Raw genomic sequence first — 17,490 nt, 5'->3', positions numbered from 1 at the left:
CCGGGGGGCGGGTCGGGGCGGAGGTCATGGTGTGAGGAGGGCCTTGACGGGCTCGGTCCCGCCGTTCATCAGGTCGGTGAACACGCGGGCGCCGTCGGTGAGGGGGAAGGTGTCGACCCAGCTGAGGTCCCATTCCGCGGCGAGGGTCACGGCGGCGGCGAACTCGGCGGCGGTGTAGCCGAACGAGCCGAGCAGGCGTTTCTCCGCGCGGACGAGGTCGGAGGCGTCGAAGCCGGGGTCGGCGCTGGCCAGGCCCAGGCCCACGGCGGTGCCGCCGGGCGCCAGGCGGGCGAGCGCGTCGGCGCGGGTGACCGGCAGGCCGACCGCGTCGAAGACCACGTCGAACTCGCCGCGCAGGGACGGGCCCGCGCCGTCGGCGCCCAGCCGGGCCGCGACGGCGGCGCGCCGCTGCGACACGTCGGCGGCGACCACGGCCGAGGCGCCGCGGGCGCGGGCGAGCTGGACGCACAGCAGCCCGATCGTCCCGCAGCCGATCACGCCGACCCGCGCCCCCTCGGGCACTTGTGCAACGTTCCATGTGTGCACCGCGTACGCGATCGGCTCGATCAGGCCCGCCGCCGTCCAGGACATCACCTCAGGGAGGACGTGGACGGACGAGACCGGCACGGCGACCCGCTCGGCGAACCCGCCCGGGCGGTGCACGCCGATCAGGGCGCGCTCGCGGCACAGCTGGCTGCGCCCCCGGGCGCACAGATCGCAGTGGCCGCAGGAGAGAATGGGGTTCACCACGACGCGGCGCCCGTCGGGCGTCGTCCCGGCGAACTCGTGCCCCATCACCAGCGGCGGGGTCCGGAAGCCGGGGGTGCGCACGCCGTGCAGCTCGCTGCCGCAGATCCCGGCGGCGGCCACCTCGACGATGATCTCATCGGTTTTCACGGACGGTTCGTCGATGTCATGCAGTTCCACCACACTCGGTGCGGTGAAAACGAGTGCCTTCATCACGCGGCGAATGTAGCAGGCATCCGTATCGTGGGCTAGCATTCCGTATAGCGGAAACCAGAGGAAGAGGGCGCATGACCCAGAAAGAGTCGCCGGTCGGCAGCGTGGACCGGGCGCTGCGCATCATCCAGCTGCTCTCCGAGAGCGGCCGGGGCGTGACGCTGGAGGATCTGGCGGTCCGCTCCGGGATCCCGCGCAGCTCCCTGCACCGGCTGCTCGGCGCGCTGCGGCACCGGGGCTTCGCCGCCCAGCCGGAGCCGAACGGGCCGTACTTCCTCGGCACCGAGCTGCTCGCGGCGGCGTTCCGGTTCTACGACCGGATCGACCTGCGCGCGCTGGTCCACCCGATCCTGCTGCGGCTGCGCGAGGAGCTCAACGAGACCACCCACATGGCCGTCCTGGAGGGCGGCGAGATCGTCTACGTGGACAAGGTCGAGGCCATCCACCCCATCACGATGACCTCGGTGATCGGCGGCCGGAACCCCGCGCACTGCACCGGCGTGGGCAAGGCCCTGCTGGCCTGGACCTACCCGACGGACGAGGCGATCCGGCTCTGGGCCGCGGCGCACGAGCTGCGGGCCGTCACCCGCCACTCGATCACCTCGCCCGCGCGGCTCGCCGAGGAGATGGCGGAGATCCGGGAGCGGGGGTACTCGCTCGACCTGGAGGAGAACGAGGACGGCGTGCGCTGCGCGGCCGTCCCGGTCTTCCTCGGACGCACCACGCCGTCCGCCGGGATCAGCGTCACCGCCCCGAAGGACCGCTTCCCCAAGGCGCGCCTGACCGAGGTCGCCGGGCGGCTCCGCACCATCCTCGCGGAGGAGCTCGACAAGTCCGCCGCGCCGTGAGCGCGACACGGGTCAAGGGTGGGGCGGGGGTGCTTGACAGAGCGTGTGGACGGCTGGTTGTCTGTAGAACGGAAGTTGATTCCGTATTGCGGAAAGAGATCCACTGTGTCGAGGTTCCGGGGCCCGCTCTTCGCATTGGGGCTCGTTCTCGTTCTGGCGGGGACCGGTTGTTCGGACGGGTCGTCGTCCAAGCCCTCGGCCACCCCGTCCCCCAGCGGTTCCTCCTCCGGGAGCGCGACCCCCGGCACGGCCTCCCCGGGGACGGCCTCGCCGGGCAAGGCGAAGATGTGGAAGCCGGTCATCGGCAGCCGGTGGCAGTACCAGCTCTCCGGCAACCGGGCCTATCCGGCGACCGGCGGCGTCAACGTCGGCATCTGCGCGAAGCCGTACGGCGGCACCGCCTGCGTGCGCCCCCAGGTGTTCGACATCGACCTGTACGCGGACGCGTCGGTCGTCGGGAACAACACCACGCTGAACACGGCCGCCGTCAAGGCGATCCACGCCATGGGCGCCAAGGCGATCTGCTACATCGACGCGGGATCGGTCGAGAAGGGGCGCGCCGACTACCGGCAGTTCGTGGAGTGGGACGCCGCGCACGGCAGATCGCTGATCGGCAGGTCCTACCCCGGCTTCCCGGACGAGAACTACGCCAACATCAACAACGACCGAGGCCAGCGCGACTTCATGCTCCGGATGCAGGAGGCGCGGGTGCGCAAGTGCGTCCAGGCCGGGTTCGACGGCGTCGAGTTCGACGTCGTCAACGCCCACGAGGACGGGGCGAAGATCACCGGCTGGAACATCGGCGCCGGCACCCAGCTCGTCTACAACCGGGCGCTCGCGGCCATGGCGCACAGGCACGGGCTGGCCGCCGGGTTGAAGAACGACCTCGGCCAGCTCGCCGAGCTCGCCCCCCTGTTCGACTTCGCGATCAACGAGGAGTGCTGGGAGAACCACGACTGCGACGGGCTGAAGGCGTTCGTCCGGGCGGGCAAGGCCGTGTTCGGCGTCGAGTACAAGCCGTCCGCCGACTCCGGTGACCCGCTGGCGTTCTGCCGCGTGGCCCGGTCCGCCTCCTGGAGGTTCAGCACCATCAAGAAGGGCGAGGACTACGACCTCAGAGACACGCCCTACACCCCCTGCCGCTGACGCGGCGAGACGAGCGAGAGAGCACGCATGCGACTTCTGACCTTCCGCACCGAGGACGGCACCCGCGCCGGACGGCTCGACGGCACGGGCGTCACCCCGCTCGACGCGCCGGACGTCGGCGCGCTGCTGGCGGCGGGCGCGGACTGGCGGGACCGGGCCGCCGCGGCGGCGGGCCGTCCCGTCCCGCTCGGCGACCTGGACCTGGCGCCCGTCGTCCCGAACCCCAGCAAGATCATTTGCGTGGGGCTCAACTACAAGGAGCACATCGCCGAGACGGGCCACGACACCCCCGAGCACCCCACCCTGTTCGCCAAGTTCGCCCGCTCGCTGATCGGCGCGTCCGACGAGATCGTGCTGCCCGCCGCGTCCACCGCGATGGACTGGGAGGCCGAGCTGGCGATCGTCATCGGACGGACGGTCCGCGCCGCCGGCCGGGACGCCGCCCGCGCCGCGATAGCCGGGTACACCGTCGCCAACGACGTCAGCGCCCGCGACTTCCAGCGCCGGACCACGCAATGGCTCCAGGGCAAGACGTTCGACTCCACGACCCCGCTCGGCCCGGCGCTGGTGACGGGCGACGAGGTGGGCGACGCCGCCGACCTGGAGATCACCTGCGCGGTGGACGGCGAGACGATGCAGCGGGGCCGCACGTCCGACATGCTGTTCCCGCCGGACGAGATCGTCTCCTACGTCAGCGGCATCGTGACGCTCGACCCGGGCGACGTGCTGCTCACCGGGACGCCGCCGGGCATCGGCGACAGCCGCACCCCGCCGGTGCGGCTGCGCGCCGGGAACGTCGTCATGACGGAGGTGGAGGGCCTCGGCGTCCTCGGCAACCGGTGCGCCGGGTGAGCGCCGAGGCGCTGATCGGCCGGCTCCCCCCGGGACGTGTCGTCGCCGACCCGGACGCCATGGACGCCTACGCCCGGGACCAGACCTACGCGGTGCCGGGCGCGCCGCTCGCGGTGGTCCTCGCCCGCGACCTCGGCGACGTGGTCGCGGCGATGGAGTGGGCGCACGTGCACCGGGTGCCGGTCGTCCCGCGCGGCGGCGGCAGCGGGCTGGCCGGGGGCGCCACGGCGGTGGACGGCTGCCTCGTGCTTTCGCTGGCCAGGATGACCGCGATCCGCGAGATCGCGCCGCGCGACCATCTCGCGGTGGTCGAGCCGGGCGTCATCACCGCCGATCTCGACCGGGCCGCGCGCGAGCACGGCCTGATGTACGCGCCCGACCCGTCCAGCCACGAGATCTCCACGATCGGCGGGAACCTCGCGACGAACGCGGGCGGGCTGCGCTGCGTGAAGTACGGCGTCACCCGCGACTCGGCGCTCGGCCTTGAGGTCGTCCTGGCGGACGGGCGCGTGATCCGCACCGGCGGGCGGACGGTCAAGGGCGTCACCGGCTACGACCTCACCGGGCTGTTCGTCGGGTCCGAGGGGACGCTCGGGGTGATCACGGCGGCGACCGTCCGGCTGCGCCCGGCGCCCGCCGAGCCGCCGGTGACGGTCCTGGCCACCTTCGGAACGCTCGCCGCGGCGGGCGAGGCGGCGGCCGCGATCATGGGGGACGGGCTGCGGCCCAGCCTGCTGGAGCTGGTCGACCGGGCGACGCTGCGGGCGATCGACGAGTGGCGCCGCATCGACCTGGACCCGGACACGGCCGCCGTGATCATCGCGCAGACGGACGGGCCGGACTGCCCGGCGCGGGAGCTGGTGCGGCGCTGCACGGACGCGGGCGCGGGGTTCGCGGCGGCCTCCACCGACGCGGCCGAGGCCGCCGCGCTGCTGGACCTGCGGCGGCTGGCCTACCCCGCCGCCGAGCGGCTCGGGAACTGCCTGGTCGAGGACGTGTGCGTGCCGCGCTCCCGGCTGCCCGAGATGATCCGCCGCATCGAGGACGTGGCGGACCGGCGCGGCGTCCGGATCCTGACCGTCGCGCACGCCGGCGACGGCAACCTGCATCCGCTGTTCGTCTTCGACCGGGGCCTGGCCGAGCCGCCGCCGCACGTCCAGGCCGCGGCCGACGAGGTCTTCACCGCCGCGATCGAGCTGGGCGGCACGCTGACCGGCGAGCACGGCGTCGGCGTGCTGAAACGCCCCTGGCTGGACGCGGCGCTCGGGGCCGGCACCCGGGCCGTTCACCGGCAGATCAAACAGGCACTCGACCCGTCCGGGCTGATGAACCCGGGCAAGGCGATCTGAGCCCGCGGGACCCTCAGGGGCGGTTCCGCGGGCTCAGCTCGTCTCTCAGCTCGTCTCCAAGCTCGTCCCGTCTCCGGGCTCAGCTCGTCTCCAGGACGCGGAAGGCGATCCCGGCCTTGGCCAGCCGGTCGATCAGCGCGTCGCCCATCGCGGCGGCGGTGGTGACCTGGCCGGCGGTGGCGGGAAGGTCGTCGTGGGCGAGGCAGAGCGCCGAATGGGCGAGCATCTTGGCCGTCTCGCCGTAGCCGGGGTCGCCGCCCGCGACCTCGGTGACGACCCGCTTCCCGCCGCCCTCGCCGACGAACTTCACGCTGAACCAGCTCTGGGCGCGCCGCTCGGGCGACGGCCCGTCGCCGGACGCGCGGAACCGCAGCAGGAGCGAGCGGACGGGCGGGATCGGAGCGAGCGCGAGGAGGGCGCCGGAACCCGCCACGAGACCCGCCGCGGTGGCCAGCCGCTTGACGGCGAGGTATTGGCCATAGGTGAAGTCGGGGCCGTAGCGGTCGAGCGCGGCGGCCGACCGGACGACGATCTGCGCGTCCACGGTCGGCGCCGGTAGCGTCCAGCCGCCTCCAACGCGGGCCTTCGGCGTAGGACGGCGTGAGGCGCGGACCTGACGGCCGACGGGTCCGCCCTCGGCGCGGCGGCGCGCGCGCTCGGCGCGCACCATGCCGGTTACGTCGGAGAAGATGCCGACGACCGAATGCAGGGTGCCGCCGGACGCGTCCATTTGCGCGCGGACGAATCCCTCGACGTACAGCGGGACACCCTCGGGGAGCTGCTTGACGGTGAAGTACGCGCCGAGGTCGTGGGGGATCGAGTCGAAACCGCAGGCGTGGACGATCCGCGCGCCGCTCTCCACGGCGACCTCGTGGTACTTCAGGTACATCTGGTCGACGAACGTGGACTCGCCGGTCAGGTCGACGTAGTCGGTCCCGGCGCGCGCGCAGGCGGCGACGAGCGGCTCTCCGTGCTGGACGTACGGGCCGACCGTGGTGATGACGACCCAGGCCGCCCTGGCGACGTCCTCGATCGAGCCGGCGTCGGCGGTGTCCGCGTGCAGCAGCGGAAGGTCGGCGCACGCGGGGTTCAGCGCGGCGATCCGGTCGCGCACCGCCGCGAGCTTGGCCTGGTTGCGCCCGGCCAGCGCCCAGCGCGTCCCGGGATCGGCGTGTTCGGCCAGGTACTCGGCCGTCAGGGCGCCGGTGAAGCCGGTGGCGCCGAACAGGACGATGTCGTACGGGCGGTCCGCCGTCATGAGAACCCCTCTCGCGTTGCCGAATCCGATTCTTTCGCGTTGGCCGTCCCCAGTGTGCGGGCGGGGCCGGGTATGTGAGCGACCGTACGCCGCCGCCAGGTTATGGAACGATCCAGAATTCTTGGGAATCGACGTGCGGCGCGTCCCGGATCCGGCTCCCGTCCCCGCCCTAATGTGGCTCTGCTGCGGTCCAGATATGGCTCTGACTAGGGGAGATGTGGCATGGGCGTGCTCGCGGCGGTACTCGACGCCGGTGCTTTGCTCCTTTTCGGATGGTTCCTGAGGCCGCTCCTCCGCGAGTCCCGGAGCGGTTCCCGAAGCGGTTCCCGGACGCGCCCTGAGCGCGTGCCCGGCGAGGACGGCGGCGGGTCCGCCGGGATCGTTCTCATCGGCGTCAGCCTGATCCTGCTCTCGGTGCCGCTGTGGAGCCGCCCCTGACCGGCCGCCCCGCGGTGCGATGGCGATCACAGTCGATCCCGGGATTCACCCCCGCATGTCTTAGTGTTGAGTCCATCGACATGACGATGTGGGGGAGAAGTTGCTGAACCCTGAGGATCTTTACGAGCTCGACACCGACCTTCCGGAAATGACCGGACCGGTGTTGCTGCACAGCCTCGACGGCTTCGTCGACGCGGGATCCACCGGGCAGCTCGTGCGCGAGCACCTCCTGGACGCCCTGGAGCACCGCGTCGTCGCCCGCTTCGACGCCGACTCGCTGATCGACTACCGGGCCCGCCGCCCGAGCATGACCTTCGACCGCGACCACTGGTCCGCCTACGACGCGCCCGAGCTGGTCGTCCGGCTCGTCCGCGACGAGGCCGGCAGCCCGTTCCTGATGCTGTCGGGGCCCGAGCCCGACCGGCTCTGGGAGGGCTTCACCGCGGCCGTCGTGAACCTGGTCGAGCGCCTCGAAGCCCGGCTGGTCGTCGGCTTCCACGGCATCCCGATGGGCGTCCCGCACACCCGCCCGGTGGGGATGACCTCGCACGCGACCCGTCCCGAGCTGGTCACCCGCAACTCCTGGTTCGACAAGGTCCAGGTGCCGGGCAGCGCCGCCGGGCTGCTGGAGCTGCGGCTCGGCGAGGCGGGCCACGACGCGCTCGGCCTGGCCGTCCATGTCCCGCACTACCTCGCCCAGTCCGCCTACCCGGCCGCCGCCGTCGCCGCGCTGGAGGCCATCGCGGCCGCCACCGGCCTGGCGCTGCCGGCCGGGCGCCTCCGCGACGCCGCCGCCCGCACCGACGCCGACATCGCCGAGCAGGTCGAGGGCAACGACGAGGTCGAGAAGGTCGTCCGCGCCCTGGAGCAGCAGTACGACGCCTTCGCCGGGGCCTCCGAGCGCGACAACCTGCTCGCCGAGTCGCAGGACATGCCGACCGCGGAGGAGCTGGGCGCGCAGTTCGAGCGCTTCCTCGCCGAGCAGGACGGGCCCGAGTCGCAATCCTGAAGGCCCGGCCCTGGCGGGGAGCCGCCCTCCTTAAGGGCCTGCTCCGCCAGGGAGCCGCCCTCCTGAGGGCCCGTTCTGCCGAGCCGTCCTGCCGAGCCGTCCTGCCGGGAGCCGCCCCGGCGGCATATCCCCGTGGACGCTGGGTAGGCGAGCCCAGGGGGTTCTCATGGCTCAGAAGGTCAACGAAGTGATGACTCCGGTGCCGGTGGCGGTGTCCCCGGACGCGTCCCTGGTCGAGGCCGGCGACCTGATGCGCGAGCACGGCATCGGCGACGTGCTGGTCGTCCACGAGGGACGGCTGCGCGGCCTGGTGACCGACCGCGACATCGTCGTCCGCGCGGTCGCCGCCGAGCGGGACATGGCGGCCACGACGGTCGCGGAGATCTGCAGCACCAACGTGGTCACGGTGGCGCCGGGGGAGGACGCCGAGGCCGCGGTCACGCTGATGCGCCGGCACGCCGTGCGGCGCATTCCGGTGATGGACGGGGACCGTCCGATCGGGATGGTGTCCATCGGCGACCTGGCCGTCCAGCGCGACGAGCGCTCGGCCCTCGCCGACATCAGCGCGGAGCCGCCGAACATATGATCACCATTCGGCTCGCGGACGCCGCGCTGGCCGGCGACCTGGCGATCCCCGAGGGCGCGACCGGCATGGTGCTGTTCGCCCACGGCAGCGGCAGCTCCCGGCACAGCCCGCGCAACCGCGCGGTGGCCGGCGGCCTGAACGCCGCCGGCATCGGAACCCTGCTCATGGACCTGCTCACCGAGCGCGAGGAGGAGCTCGACTCGGTGACGGCCGGGCTGCGCTTCGACATCGAGCTGCTGGCCATGCGCCTGATCGGGACGATCGACCGGCTGGCCGAGGGGCTGGAGGCCGCGCCGCTGACCGCCGGGCTCCCGCTCGGGCTCTTCGGCGCCAGCACCGGCGCCGCCGCCGCGCTGGCCGCGGCCGCCGCCCGTCCCGCCCAGGTCGCCGCGGTCGTCTCGCGGGGCGGGCGCCCGGACCTCGCCGGCCCGTCGCTGCCCCGCGTGAAGGCGCCCGTACTGCTGATCGTCGGCGGGCGCGACCCCGAGGTGCTGGCGCTGAACGACCAGGCGGCGCGCTCGCTCGACCAGGCCGAGACCCACGTCGTGTCCGGGGCGACCCACCTGTTCGAGGAGCCGGGAGCGCTCGAAGAGGTCACCACGCAGGCCGCCGATTGGTTCAACCGGCGGCTCGGCCGAGAAGGTCCGCGGCCCTCTCGCCGATCATGACGGCCGGCGCGTTGGTGTTGCCCGTCGTGACCGCCGGCATGATCGAGGCGTCCGCGACGCGCAGCCCCTCCACGCCGTGGACGCGCAGCTCGGGGTCGACGACCGCCCGGTCGTCCACGCCCATCTTGCAGGTGCCCGCCTGGTGGTGGTAGGTGACGACGGACCTGCGGACGTAGGCGCGCAGGCCCTCGGCGCTCTCTGCCAGGGGACCGGGATACAGCTCGCGCGCGCCCCAGCCGTCCCGCAGCTCGGCGCTCGCCACGATCTCCTGGCAGAGCCGGACGGCGGCGCAGAGCGCGTCCAGGTCGGCCTCCTCGGACAGGACGCGCGGGTCGATCAGCGGCGGGTCCCACGGTGAGCGGGACAGCCGGACCTCCCCGTGGGACGCGGGACGCACGAGCCCCGCCATCAGCGAGACGCCGTCCGGGGGGCCCTGCATCCACGGCTCGTAGAGCGGCACGCCGAAGTGCAGCGGTTGCAGGTCGGGGACCTCCAGATCCTGGCGGCTGCGCCAGAACAGGTGGCTCTGGGTGGAGGGCAGCCCCGGCGAGACGGCGGACGGCCGGTCGGTCGAGGCGATCACCGGCACCAGCCAGTGGTCCTGGAGGTTGCGGCCGACCCCCGGCAGATGGACGACGGTGTCGACGCCCGCGGCGGCGAGCATGCCGGCGTCCCCGATCCCCGAGCGCATCAGCAGCGCGGGCGAGCCGATCGCGCCCGCGCACAGCACCACCTGCTCGGCGCGGGCCTGCTCCAGCGCCCCGTCGCGCTCCCACTCGACCCCCACGCAGCGCCACCCGTCGAACAGCAGGCGGCGGGCCTGCGCGTCCGGGACGAGCGTCACGCCGCGGCCCACCACCGGCGCCAGGTATGCGCGGGCCGTCGTGAGCCGCCGGCGGCCGCGGATGGTGAACTGCATGAACGACACGCCGTCCTGGCAGTCGCCGTTGTAGTCGGGGTTGAACGGCAGCCCGGCCTGCCGCGCGGCCTCCACGATCGCGCACTGCACCGGGTCGGGCTGAAACCCGGTGAGGATGTCGATCATCCCGGGCTTGCCCGTGCCGAGCCCGTCGATCCGCTCGAAGACCGGCCGGACGTCCCGCCACGACCAGCCGGTGTTGCCGAGCGAGGCCCAGTGGTCGTAGTCGGCGGGATTGCCGCGGACCCAGATCATGGCGTTCAGGGCGTGCGAGCCGCCGACGAGGCGGCCGCGCGGCAGGTGCAGCCTCCGGTCGTGGGCCGCCTCCTGCGGGACGGTGCGGAAGGCCCAGTCGAGGGGCGAGTCCCACAGCTCGTGCATGCGGGCCGGATCGTCCACCTCCGGCACGTCCCGGTGCGGGCCCGCCTCCACGACCAGGACGCTGTGCCCTTCGTCCGCCAGCCGGCGCGCGACGACCGAGCCGGCCGAGCCGGCGCCGACCACGATCACATCGGCCCTGCGGGCGCGCCCGCGCGCGCTCCCGTCGTCGTCCATCGAGCGGTCTCCCTGTCGTTGCGGGCATGGGAGGGACTCGGTCTCCCAGCGCACCGGCGTCAGCGTAAGCACGCGGATCCGCGCCCCCGGACGGGCCGCCGCAGGTCGTGCCGCCACAGACAAGGACTGTTCCGACAGAGCCAAGAGCGCGGGACGGACCAGGCGGTGGACTGGCCCGCAAGCGTCCACTGCCGACGAGGAAGGGGGGTCGCCTGTGACCGCGGACCGGCAATCCGAGACGGACAGCACATCCGGGACGGACAATAGGGACAGCGCCGATCGCACGGGCACCACGGCCGATCCGGTGCCCGGGTCCGGCGGGGACGGCGCGTCCGGCGGGTCCGGCGTGCTCGCCCTGCGGGGGCCCGGCATGGCGCTGGCCATCAGGGCCGGGCGCGGGGAGGCGACGAGCGTCCTCGTGGCCACCGTGATGCTGGTCGTGTTCATCAGCGTCCTGCATCCGGACTTCCTGCGGGTCGGCCAGCTCCTCGACACCCTCCAGTCGTCGGTGTACGTCGGGCTCCTGGCCTGCGGGATGGCCTACCTGCTGGCGATGCGCGAGATCGACCTCTCGGTGGGCGCGGCCTTCGGGCTGACGGTCGTCTCCACCGGCCTCCTGATGAACCACGGCGTGCCGCCGTGGCCGGCCGCGGCCCTCGGTGTGGGCCTCGGCGCGCTGCTCGGCCTGGTCAACGCGCTGATCGTCCAGTTCGTGGCGATCCCCGCGATCGTCGCCACGCTGGCGACGCTGTCGGTCTTCCACGGCCTGTCGCTCGCGCTGAGCGGCGGCAAGCAGGTCACCGGGCTGCCGCTGGAGAGCTCCTTCTTCACCTTCCTCGGCGGCAAGACGCTCGGCGTGCCCACGAGCGTGTGGGTCCTGCTGCTGGTCGCCGTGGGGCTCACCGTGGTGCTGCGGTTCACGCCGTTCGGGTACCGGGTGCGGTCGATCGGGTCGAGCCCCGAGGCCGCGACGTTCTCCGGCATCTCGATCGCGCGGGTCCGCCTCCAGGCGCTCGTCCTGGTCGGTCTGCTGGCCGGGCTGTCCGGGGTGCTCGGGCTCGCCTTCTTCACCTCCGGCGACCCCAACATCGGCACCGGGTTCGAGCTCCAGGCGATCGCCGCCGCCATCATCGGCGGCACGCCGCTGCGCGGCGGCAGCGCCACCGTCCTCGGCGCCTGCCTGGGCGCGGTACTGCTGAGCGTCGTCACCAGCGGGCTGCAGTACTTCAACATCCCCGCCAACTGGAGCGCGTTCGCGACCGGCGCCGTCATCCTCGCGGCCGTCGCACTCGACAGCCTGGTGCGGCGGAGACGGCGGCGGGAGAGCGCCCGGCTCGGACTCTGACCACCCCCTTGGAGGGCATCGTGAGGATCAGATCTCAGACCTTCGCCACCGCGCTGATCGGCGTGCTCGTGGTGACCGGGTGCGGCTCGGGCGACTCGGGCGGAGGCGGCGGCAAGAAGACGGGGACCCTGAAGATGGGGTTCGTCTACGCCAGCACGACGCAGAACCCGTTCCAGGAGATGGCGCTCGGCGCGAAGGCGGCCGCCGACGTCGACGGCAAGGTCACGCTCAATTCGGCGGCGCCGACCGGCGTCAACGGGCCCGCCCAGGTCCAGCTGTTCCAGTCCGCGACCCGCAACTCCAAGGACGGCATCGCCCTGCAGAGCCTCGCCCCGGACCTGTTCGTCCGCCCGCTCGTGCGGGCCGCCGACACCGACGTGCCGACCGTCGCCGTGGACGCCGCGCCGCCCCCGGGCACGAAGACCAAGCTGTTCGTCGGCAACAGCAACACCGAGGTCGGACGGGCGCTCGGCACGGAGTTCGTCAAGCACGTCCCGGCGAACGCCACCGGCGAGGTCGTGATCGGCAACGACATCCCCGGCCTCGGCCTGCTCGAACAGCGCATCAAGGGCCTCACCTCCGTGATCGCCAAGGAGCGTCCCGGGCTCAAGATCAAGGGGCCGCTCGACTCCAAGTCCGAGCCCACCGACAACTACAACGCCTGGAACTCGATCGTGAAGGCGAACCCGAACGCCATCGCCTTCCTGGGCGTCGGCGGCCAGGACGGCGTCTCGCTGCCGCTGATCCAGAAGCAGACCGGGCGCAAGTTCCTCGCCGGGTCGTGCGACATCGACCCGGCCGCGCTGAAGGCCGTCAAGGACGGATCGCTGTTCGCGCTGTCCTCGCCCGAGCACTGGCTCAAGGGCTACGTCGCGCTCCGGCTGATGACCCAGCACCGCCGCGCCGGGACCAAGCTGCCGGAGGGCTGGTGGAACCCGGGCACGCTGGTCGTCAACTCCGCGAACATCGACCAGGTGATGCAGCGGCAGGTGGACGCCAAGAGCCGCGCCGCCTACTTCCGCGCGATAGCCGACAAGCAGCTCGCGAACCCGGGCACCTACCTCAAGCCCCTGTCCCAGGCCGACTGAGCGCCATGACCGTACTGCGCGCCCAGGGCATCACCAAGGTCTACGGCGGCGTCACCGCGCTCGCGCACGGCGCGATCAGCGTCGAGGCCGGGTCGGTGCACGCGCTGCTCGGGGAGAACGGGGCCGGGAAGTCGACCCTGGTCAAGGTGCTCTCCGGGGCGATCCGGCCGGACGCGGGGACCCTCAGCCTCGACGGCCGCCCCGTCTCCTTCCACGACACCGCCGACGCCGTGCGTCACGGAGTGGCCGTCGTGTCGCAGGAGCTGAACCTGTTCCCCGACCTCGACGTCCTCGCCAACCTCTACCCGCTGCGCGAGCCGCGGCGCGGCCCGTTCCTGAACCGGCGCGCCATGGTCGCGGCGGCCCGTCCCATCCTGTCCAGGCTCGGGCTGGAGGTCGACCTGCGCACGCTGGTCGGCGACCTGTCGCTCGGGCAGCGCCAGCTCGTCGAGATCGCCAGGGCGCTGATCGCCGAGCCCCGCGTGCTCGTCCTGGACGAGCCGACCTCGGCGCTCGACCGCAGCGGCTCGGACCGGCTGCTGGGCATCCTGCGGGTGCTGCGGGAGCAGCGGGTCGGGGTCGTGTTCGTCTCGCACATCCTCGAAGAGGTCATGCAGCTCTGCGACACGATCACCGTGCTGCGGGACGGCCAGGCGGTGCTCATGGGCGCCGACCGCGCGGACCTGTCCATCGACGACGTCGTCACGGCGATGCTCGGCCCCCGGTCCGCTCGGAGCCCGGAGCCGGTGGAGTCGGCCGTCCCGCCGAGCCCGGACGGCCCGCCCGGCGGCGACCTGCGGCTGGAGGCGGTGACGGTGGACGGCGTGCTCAGCGACGTCGGGCTGCGAGTCCCGGCCGGGGAGATCGTCGGGGTCACGGGGCTGGCGGGCTCGGGGCACCTGGCCGTGCTGGAGCTCGTCGCGGGACTGCGGCGCCCGACCCGGGGGACCGTCCGGCTGCCCGGCGACCGCCCGGTGCCGCGAGGGCTGCGCCGCGCGATCGCCGCGGGGGTCGCGGTGGTGTCGGGCGACCGGCGCGGGCGCGGCCTCATGCTCGACAAGCCGCTCTGGGAGAACATCGGGCAGGTGCGCGCGATCGGACTCCGCCGCGACGGCGTGATCGTCCGCCGGTCGGCGCTGCGGGCCAGGGCGCGCGGGCACGTCGAGCGGCTCCGCATCCGCTGCCGGGACGTCGAGCAGCGCACGGGCCTGCTGTCGGGCGGCAACCAGCAGAAGGTCGTCCTGGCCAAGTGGCTCGACGCGTCTCCGGCCGTCCTGCTGCTCGACGACCCGACCCGCGGCGTGGACGTGGGGGCGAAGGCGGAGATCCACGAGCTGATCCGCGCCGCGGCCGGCGACGGCGCCGTGGTCCTGCTCGCCTCGACCGACCTGGACGAGCTGACCACGCTCTGCGACCGCGTCCTGGTCTTCCACCGCGGCAAGATCGCGGCGCGGCTGTCCGGCGAGGAACTCGACCAGCATGCGATCGTTTTCATCTCTAACACAGGAGGAAGGCAATGAGCGAAGCGTTCGACATCATCAAGGCCCACTACGCGGCCTCGGACCGAGGCGACCTTGACGGAATGGTCGAGGCGTTCGCCCCGGACGTGGCGTGGATCGAGATGGACGGATTCCCCTACGCCGGCACCTACGTCGGGACCGACGCGATCAAGAGCGGGGTCTTCGAGCGGCTCGGCCGCGAGTGGAAGGGCTTCAGCGCCGACATGGAGGAGCTCGTGGACGGCGGTGACGGCACCGTGGTGGGGATCGGCCACTACTCCGGCACCTACCGGGCGACGGGACGGTCCATGCGCGTCCGATTTGTTCATGTCTGGAGGGTTCGGGGCGGCAAGGTGACCGGTTTCGAGCAGTTCACCGACACACACGGCGTCCGCGCCGCCATGGACTGAGCCGGGCACATGGTCGCAGGTCGGGGAGGTTCCGGGGAGTGGAACACCCCTGGCCTGTCCGGCGTCGACAGGGCAGTATGTGACGTGACAGGGGATCGGGGGATCTCATCTGGAGAGCGTATGTCGATGCTCATCCGAACCTCGGATCTGCCCGCGGGCGAGCGGTTCGAGTTCTGGCGCAGCTCGGTGTCGGAGATGTTCGTGCCGCTGCGCACCGACACCGCGCGGCCCGAGCGCTTCGAGGGCCGCATGCGCGGGTGCGAGCTGGGGGCCCTGAGGGTCGCCGAGGTCGCGGCCACCCCCCACATCGTGCGCCGCACCGAGTCCCTGATCGCCCGGTCCGATCCCGGGCACTACAAGCTCGGCGTGCAGCTGAGCGGGTACTGCCTGCTCACCCAGGACGGCCGTGAGGCGCCGCTCGTCCCCGGCGACTTCACGATCTACGACACGACCCGCCCGTACACGCTGGCCTTCGACGACTCCTACCGGCAGCTCGTCCTGATGGTCCCGCGCCGCCTGCTGCACCTGCCCGACGAGGCCATCGCCGGGATCACCGCGACCCGGATCTCCGGCCGCCAGGGCGTGGGGGCGCTGCTGTCGCCCTTCCTCGTCCAACTCGCCCGGAACCTGGACGAGCTGGACGAGCAGGGCAGCGTGCGGCTCGGCGACAACATCGTCGACCTCCTGGTGACGCTGCTCGCCGAGCGCCTGGACGTGACGGTGCCCACCGCCGACTCGCGGCGGCGCGCGCTGCTGATGCGGGTGCGCGCCTACATCGAGCGCCACCTGGACGACCCGGACCTGAGCCCCGACGGCATCGCCGCCGCGCACTTCGTCTCGTCCCGGCACCTGTACAAGCTCTTCCGCGAGGAGGGCACGACCGTCTCGATGTGGATCAAGGAGCGGCGGCTGGAGCACTGCCGCCGCGACCTGCGCGACCCCCTCCAGCTGAACCGCCCCGTCAGCGCGATCGGGGCCCGCTGGGGCTTCGTCGACGCCGCGCACTTCAGCAGGCTGTTCAAGGCCGCGTACGGCGCCAGCCCCCGCGAGTACCGGGTCAGCAGCGCGCCCGGCGGCGGCGTGACCGTCACCACCGGACGCCCCTACTGACGCGTTTGCGCCGGTCGTACGGGTGCAGTCAACATCCGTACGGCGACAGACAAGACTCCCCCTACCGTTGCCGGTGAAGCTGATCTTGTCGGCGAATCGTGCAAGGGGGAGACCAATGGACACGCAAGGCCAGCTCTTCATCAACGGCGAGTGGACGGCCGCCGAAAGCGGCGCCGAGTTCACCACGTCCGATCCCGCCACCGGGAAGCTGCTCAGCGTCTGCGCCGACGCCGGATCGTCCGACGTCGACAGCGCCGTCGAAGCGGCCCGCACCGCCCTGGAGAACCCCGCCTGGTCGGCGATGCTGCCGAACGCCCGCGCCCGCCTCCTGTGGCGGGTCGCCGACCTGATCGAGGAGAACCAGGCCGAGCTCGCCGAGCTGGAGACCCGCGACCAAGGCCAGCCCCTCGGCGTCGCCCACTCGGTGAGCGTCACGGGCGCCGCGGAGCACTTCCGCTACTTCGCCGGCTGGTGCACCAAGATCGAGGGCGCGGTCTCCCCGGTCTCCTTCCCCGACACCCTGCACTACGTCCGCCGCGAGCCGGTCGGCGTCTGCGCGCTGATCACCCCGTGGAACTTCCCGCTGATGATCGCCTCCTGGAAGCTCGCGCCCGCCCTGGCCTGCGGCAACACGGTGATCATCAAGCCGGCCGAGCAGACCCCGCTGACCACCGTCCGCCTCGTCGAGCTCTGCGCCGAGGCGGGCTTCCCGCCCGGCGCGGTCAACCTCCTCACCGGCGGCCCCGCGACCGGCCGGGCCCTCGTCGCGCACGCGGACGTGGACAAGGTCTCCTTCACCGGCTCCAGCGAGGTCGGACGCGAGATCGTCCGGGGATCGGCCGGCAACCTCAAGCGGGTGACCCTGGAGCTCGGCGGCAAGGCCCCGAGCGTGATCGCCCGCGACGCCGACATCGACAAGGCCGTCGCCGGCAACCTCCAGGGAGCCCTGCTGAACAGCGGCCAGGTCTGCGCCGCCTACACCCGCCTCTACGTCGACCGCCGCCGCGCCGACGAGTTCACCGAGAAACTCGCCACCGCCGCCGCGTCCCTCCGCCTCGGCCCCGGCCTGGACCCCGAGACCCAGATCGGCCCCCTGGTCTCCCTCGAACACCTCGAACGCGTCGACTCCTACGTCCGCACCGGCAAGACCGAGGGCGCCGAACTGGTCACCGGAGGCGAGCGCGCCGACGGCCGCCTCGCGAACGGCTTCTTCTACCCGCCCACCGTCTTCGGCGGCGTGACCGACGACATGACCATCGCGCGCGAGGAGATCTTCGGCCCCGTCCTGCCCGTCCTGGCCTACGACGACGCCGAGGAGCTCGCCGTCCGCGCCAACGACACCGACTTCGGCCTCGCCGCCTCCCTCTGGACCCGCGACCTCGCCACCGCCCACCGCCTCGCCGCCGAGATCCGCGCCGGCGCGGTCTTCGTCAACATGCTCCCCATCCTC

17 protein-coding genes are annotated in these 17,490 nt (G+C 72.7%); 14 read left to right on the top strand and 3 right to left on the bottom strand.

Annotation, left to right across the window (positions count from 1 at the left end):
- Window positions 1-24: 24 nt before the first annotated feature.
- Entirely contained in the window at window positions 25-960 is a 936-nt protein-coding gene (locus E1298_RS29360) for a zinc-binding dehydrogenase (protein WP_165975725.1), read from the bottom strand.
- A 74-nt stretch (window positions 961-1,034) separates the two neighbouring features.
- Here E1298_RS29360 and E1298_RS29355 point away from each other — a divergent pair, with 74 nt between their 5' ends.
- The 4 genes from E1298_RS29355 to E1298_RS29340 all read left to right on the top strand — a co-directional run bounded on the left by E1298_RS29355 (window position 1,035) and on the right by E1298_RS29340 (window position 5,155).
- A complete protein-coding gene (locus E1298_RS29355; RefSeq protein ID WP_131898923.1) occupies window positions 1,035-1,808 on the top strand; it encodes an IclR family transcriptional regulator in 774 nt (257 codons plus the stop codon).
- A 135-nt stretch (window positions 1,809-1,943) separates the two neighbouring features.
- Complete coding sequence (locus E1298_RS29350) at window positions 1,944-2,954, top strand: endo alpha-1,4 polygalactosaminidase (protein ID WP_131898921.1); 1,011 nt, start codon at window positions 1,944-1,946, stop codon at window positions 2,952-2,954.
- Between the two features lie 27 nt (window positions 2,955-2,981).
- Window positions 2,982-3,806, top strand: a complete 825-nt coding sequence (locus tag E1298_RS29345; RefSeq protein ID WP_131898919.1) for a fumarylacetoacetate hydrolase family protein — start codon at window positions 2,982-2,984, stop codon at window positions 3,804-3,806.
- On the top strand, window positions 3,803-5,155 hold the full coding sequence (locus tag E1298_RS29340) for an FAD-binding oxidoreductase (RefSeq protein ID WP_243725884.1): 1,353 nt from the start codon (window positions 3,803-3,805) through the stop codon (window positions 5,153-5,155). The genes E1298_RS29345 and E1298_RS29340 overlap by 4 nt, the downstream gene beginning before the upstream one ends.
- 79 nt (window positions 5,156-5,234) lie before the next feature.
- Here E1298_RS29340 and E1298_RS29335 read toward each other — a convergent pair whose 3' ends face one another.
- On the bottom strand, window positions 5,235-6,413 hold the full coding sequence (locus tag E1298_RS29335) for a saccharopine dehydrogenase family protein (protein ID WP_131898917.1): 1,179 nt from the start codon (window positions 6,411-6,413) through the stop codon (window positions 5,235-5,237).
- A 222-nt stretch (window positions 6,414-6,635) separates the two neighbouring features.
- Here E1298_RS29335 and E1298_RS29330 point away from each other — a divergent pair, with 222 nt between their 5' ends.
- The 4 genes from E1298_RS29330 (at window position 6,636) to E1298_RS29315 (ending at window position 9,114) form a co-directional block, all read left to right on the top strand.
- Window positions 6,636-6,851 (top strand): hypothetical protein, encoded by a 216-nt coding sequence (locus E1298_RS29330; protein WP_131898915.1) that lies wholly within the window; start codon window positions 6,636-6,638, stop codon window positions 6,849-6,851.
- 148 nt (window positions 6,852-6,999) lie between these two features.
- Window positions 7,000-7,860: a PAC2 family protein gene (locus E1298_RS29325; RefSeq protein WP_131898913.1), complete on the top strand. Its 861-nt coding sequence runs from the start codon at window positions 7,000-7,002 to the stop codon at window positions 7,858-7,860.
- 166 nt (window positions 7,861-8,026) lie between these two features.
- Window positions 8,027-8,446: a CBS domain-containing protein gene (locus E1298_RS29320; protein ID WP_131898911.1), complete on the top strand. Its 420-nt coding sequence runs from the start codon at window positions 8,027-8,029 to the stop codon at window positions 8,444-8,446.
- Window positions 8,443-9,114: a dienelactone hydrolase family protein gene (locus E1298_RS29315; protein ID WP_131898909.1), complete on the top strand. Its 672-nt coding sequence runs from the start codon at window positions 8,443-8,445 to the stop codon at window positions 9,112-9,114. Before E1298_RS29320 ends, E1298_RS29315 begins: the two co-directional genes overlap by 4 nt.
- On the opposite strand, the gene E1298_RS29310 is transcribed toward E1298_RS29315, so the two are convergent.
- Window positions 9,065-10,588, bottom strand: coding sequence for a GMC family oxidoreductase (locus E1298_RS29310; RefSeq protein WP_131898907.1), 1,524 nt, complete (start codon window positions 10,586-10,588; stop codon window positions 9,065-9,067). The genes E1298_RS29315 and E1298_RS29310 overlap by 50 nt on opposite strands.
- A gap of 304 nt (window positions 10,589-10,892) precedes the next feature.
- On the opposite strand from E1298_RS29310, the gene E1298_RS29305 reads away from it, so the two are divergent.
- From E1298_RS29305 to E1298_RS29280, 6 genes are all read left to right on the top strand, one after another.
- A complete protein-coding gene (locus E1298_RS29305; protein ID WP_207944904.1) occupies window positions 10,893-11,933 on the top strand; it encodes an ABC transporter permease in 1,041 nt (346 codons plus the stop codon).
- A 20-nt stretch (window positions 11,934-11,953) separates the two neighbouring features.
- Entirely contained in the window at window positions 11,954-13,021 is a 1,068-nt protein-coding gene (locus E1298_RS29300) for a sugar ABC transporter substrate-binding protein (protein ID WP_207944903.1), read from the top strand.
- A gap of 5 nt (window positions 13,022-13,026) precedes the next feature.
- On the top strand, window positions 13,027-14,541 hold the full coding sequence (locus E1298_RS29295) for a sugar ABC transporter ATP-binding protein (RefSeq protein ID WP_131898905.1): 1,515 nt from the start codon (window positions 13,027-13,029) through the stop codon (window positions 14,539-14,541).
- Window positions 14,538-14,930, top strand: a complete 393-nt coding sequence (locus E1298_RS29290; RefSeq protein WP_131898903.1) for a nuclear transport factor 2 family protein — start codon at window positions 14,538-14,540, stop codon at window positions 14,928-14,930. Before E1298_RS29295 ends, E1298_RS29290 begins: the two co-directional genes overlap by 4 nt.
- Before the next feature lie 126 nt (window positions 14,931-15,056).
- Window positions 15,057-16,040, top strand: coding sequence for an AraC-like ligand-binding domain-containing protein (locus tag E1298_RS29285; RefSeq protein WP_131898901.1), 984 nt, complete (start codon window positions 15,057-15,059; stop codon window positions 16,038-16,040).
- Between the two features lie 115 nt (window positions 16,041-16,155).
- A partial coding sequence (locus E1298_RS29280) for an aldehyde dehydrogenase family protein (RefSeq protein ID WP_131898899.1) occupies window positions 16,156-17,490 on the top strand: 1,335 nt, incomplete at its 3' end.

Origin of the sequence: Actinomadura rubrisoli (assembly GCF_004349215.1) — a bacterium.
Taxonomy (GTDB): Bacteria; Actinomycetota; Actinomycetes; order Streptosporangiales; family Streptosporangiaceae; genus Spirillospora; species Spirillospora rubrisoli.
Note: the sequence above shows the minus strand (reverse complement) of the source record. Positions and strands in the feature narration are given on the sequence as shown.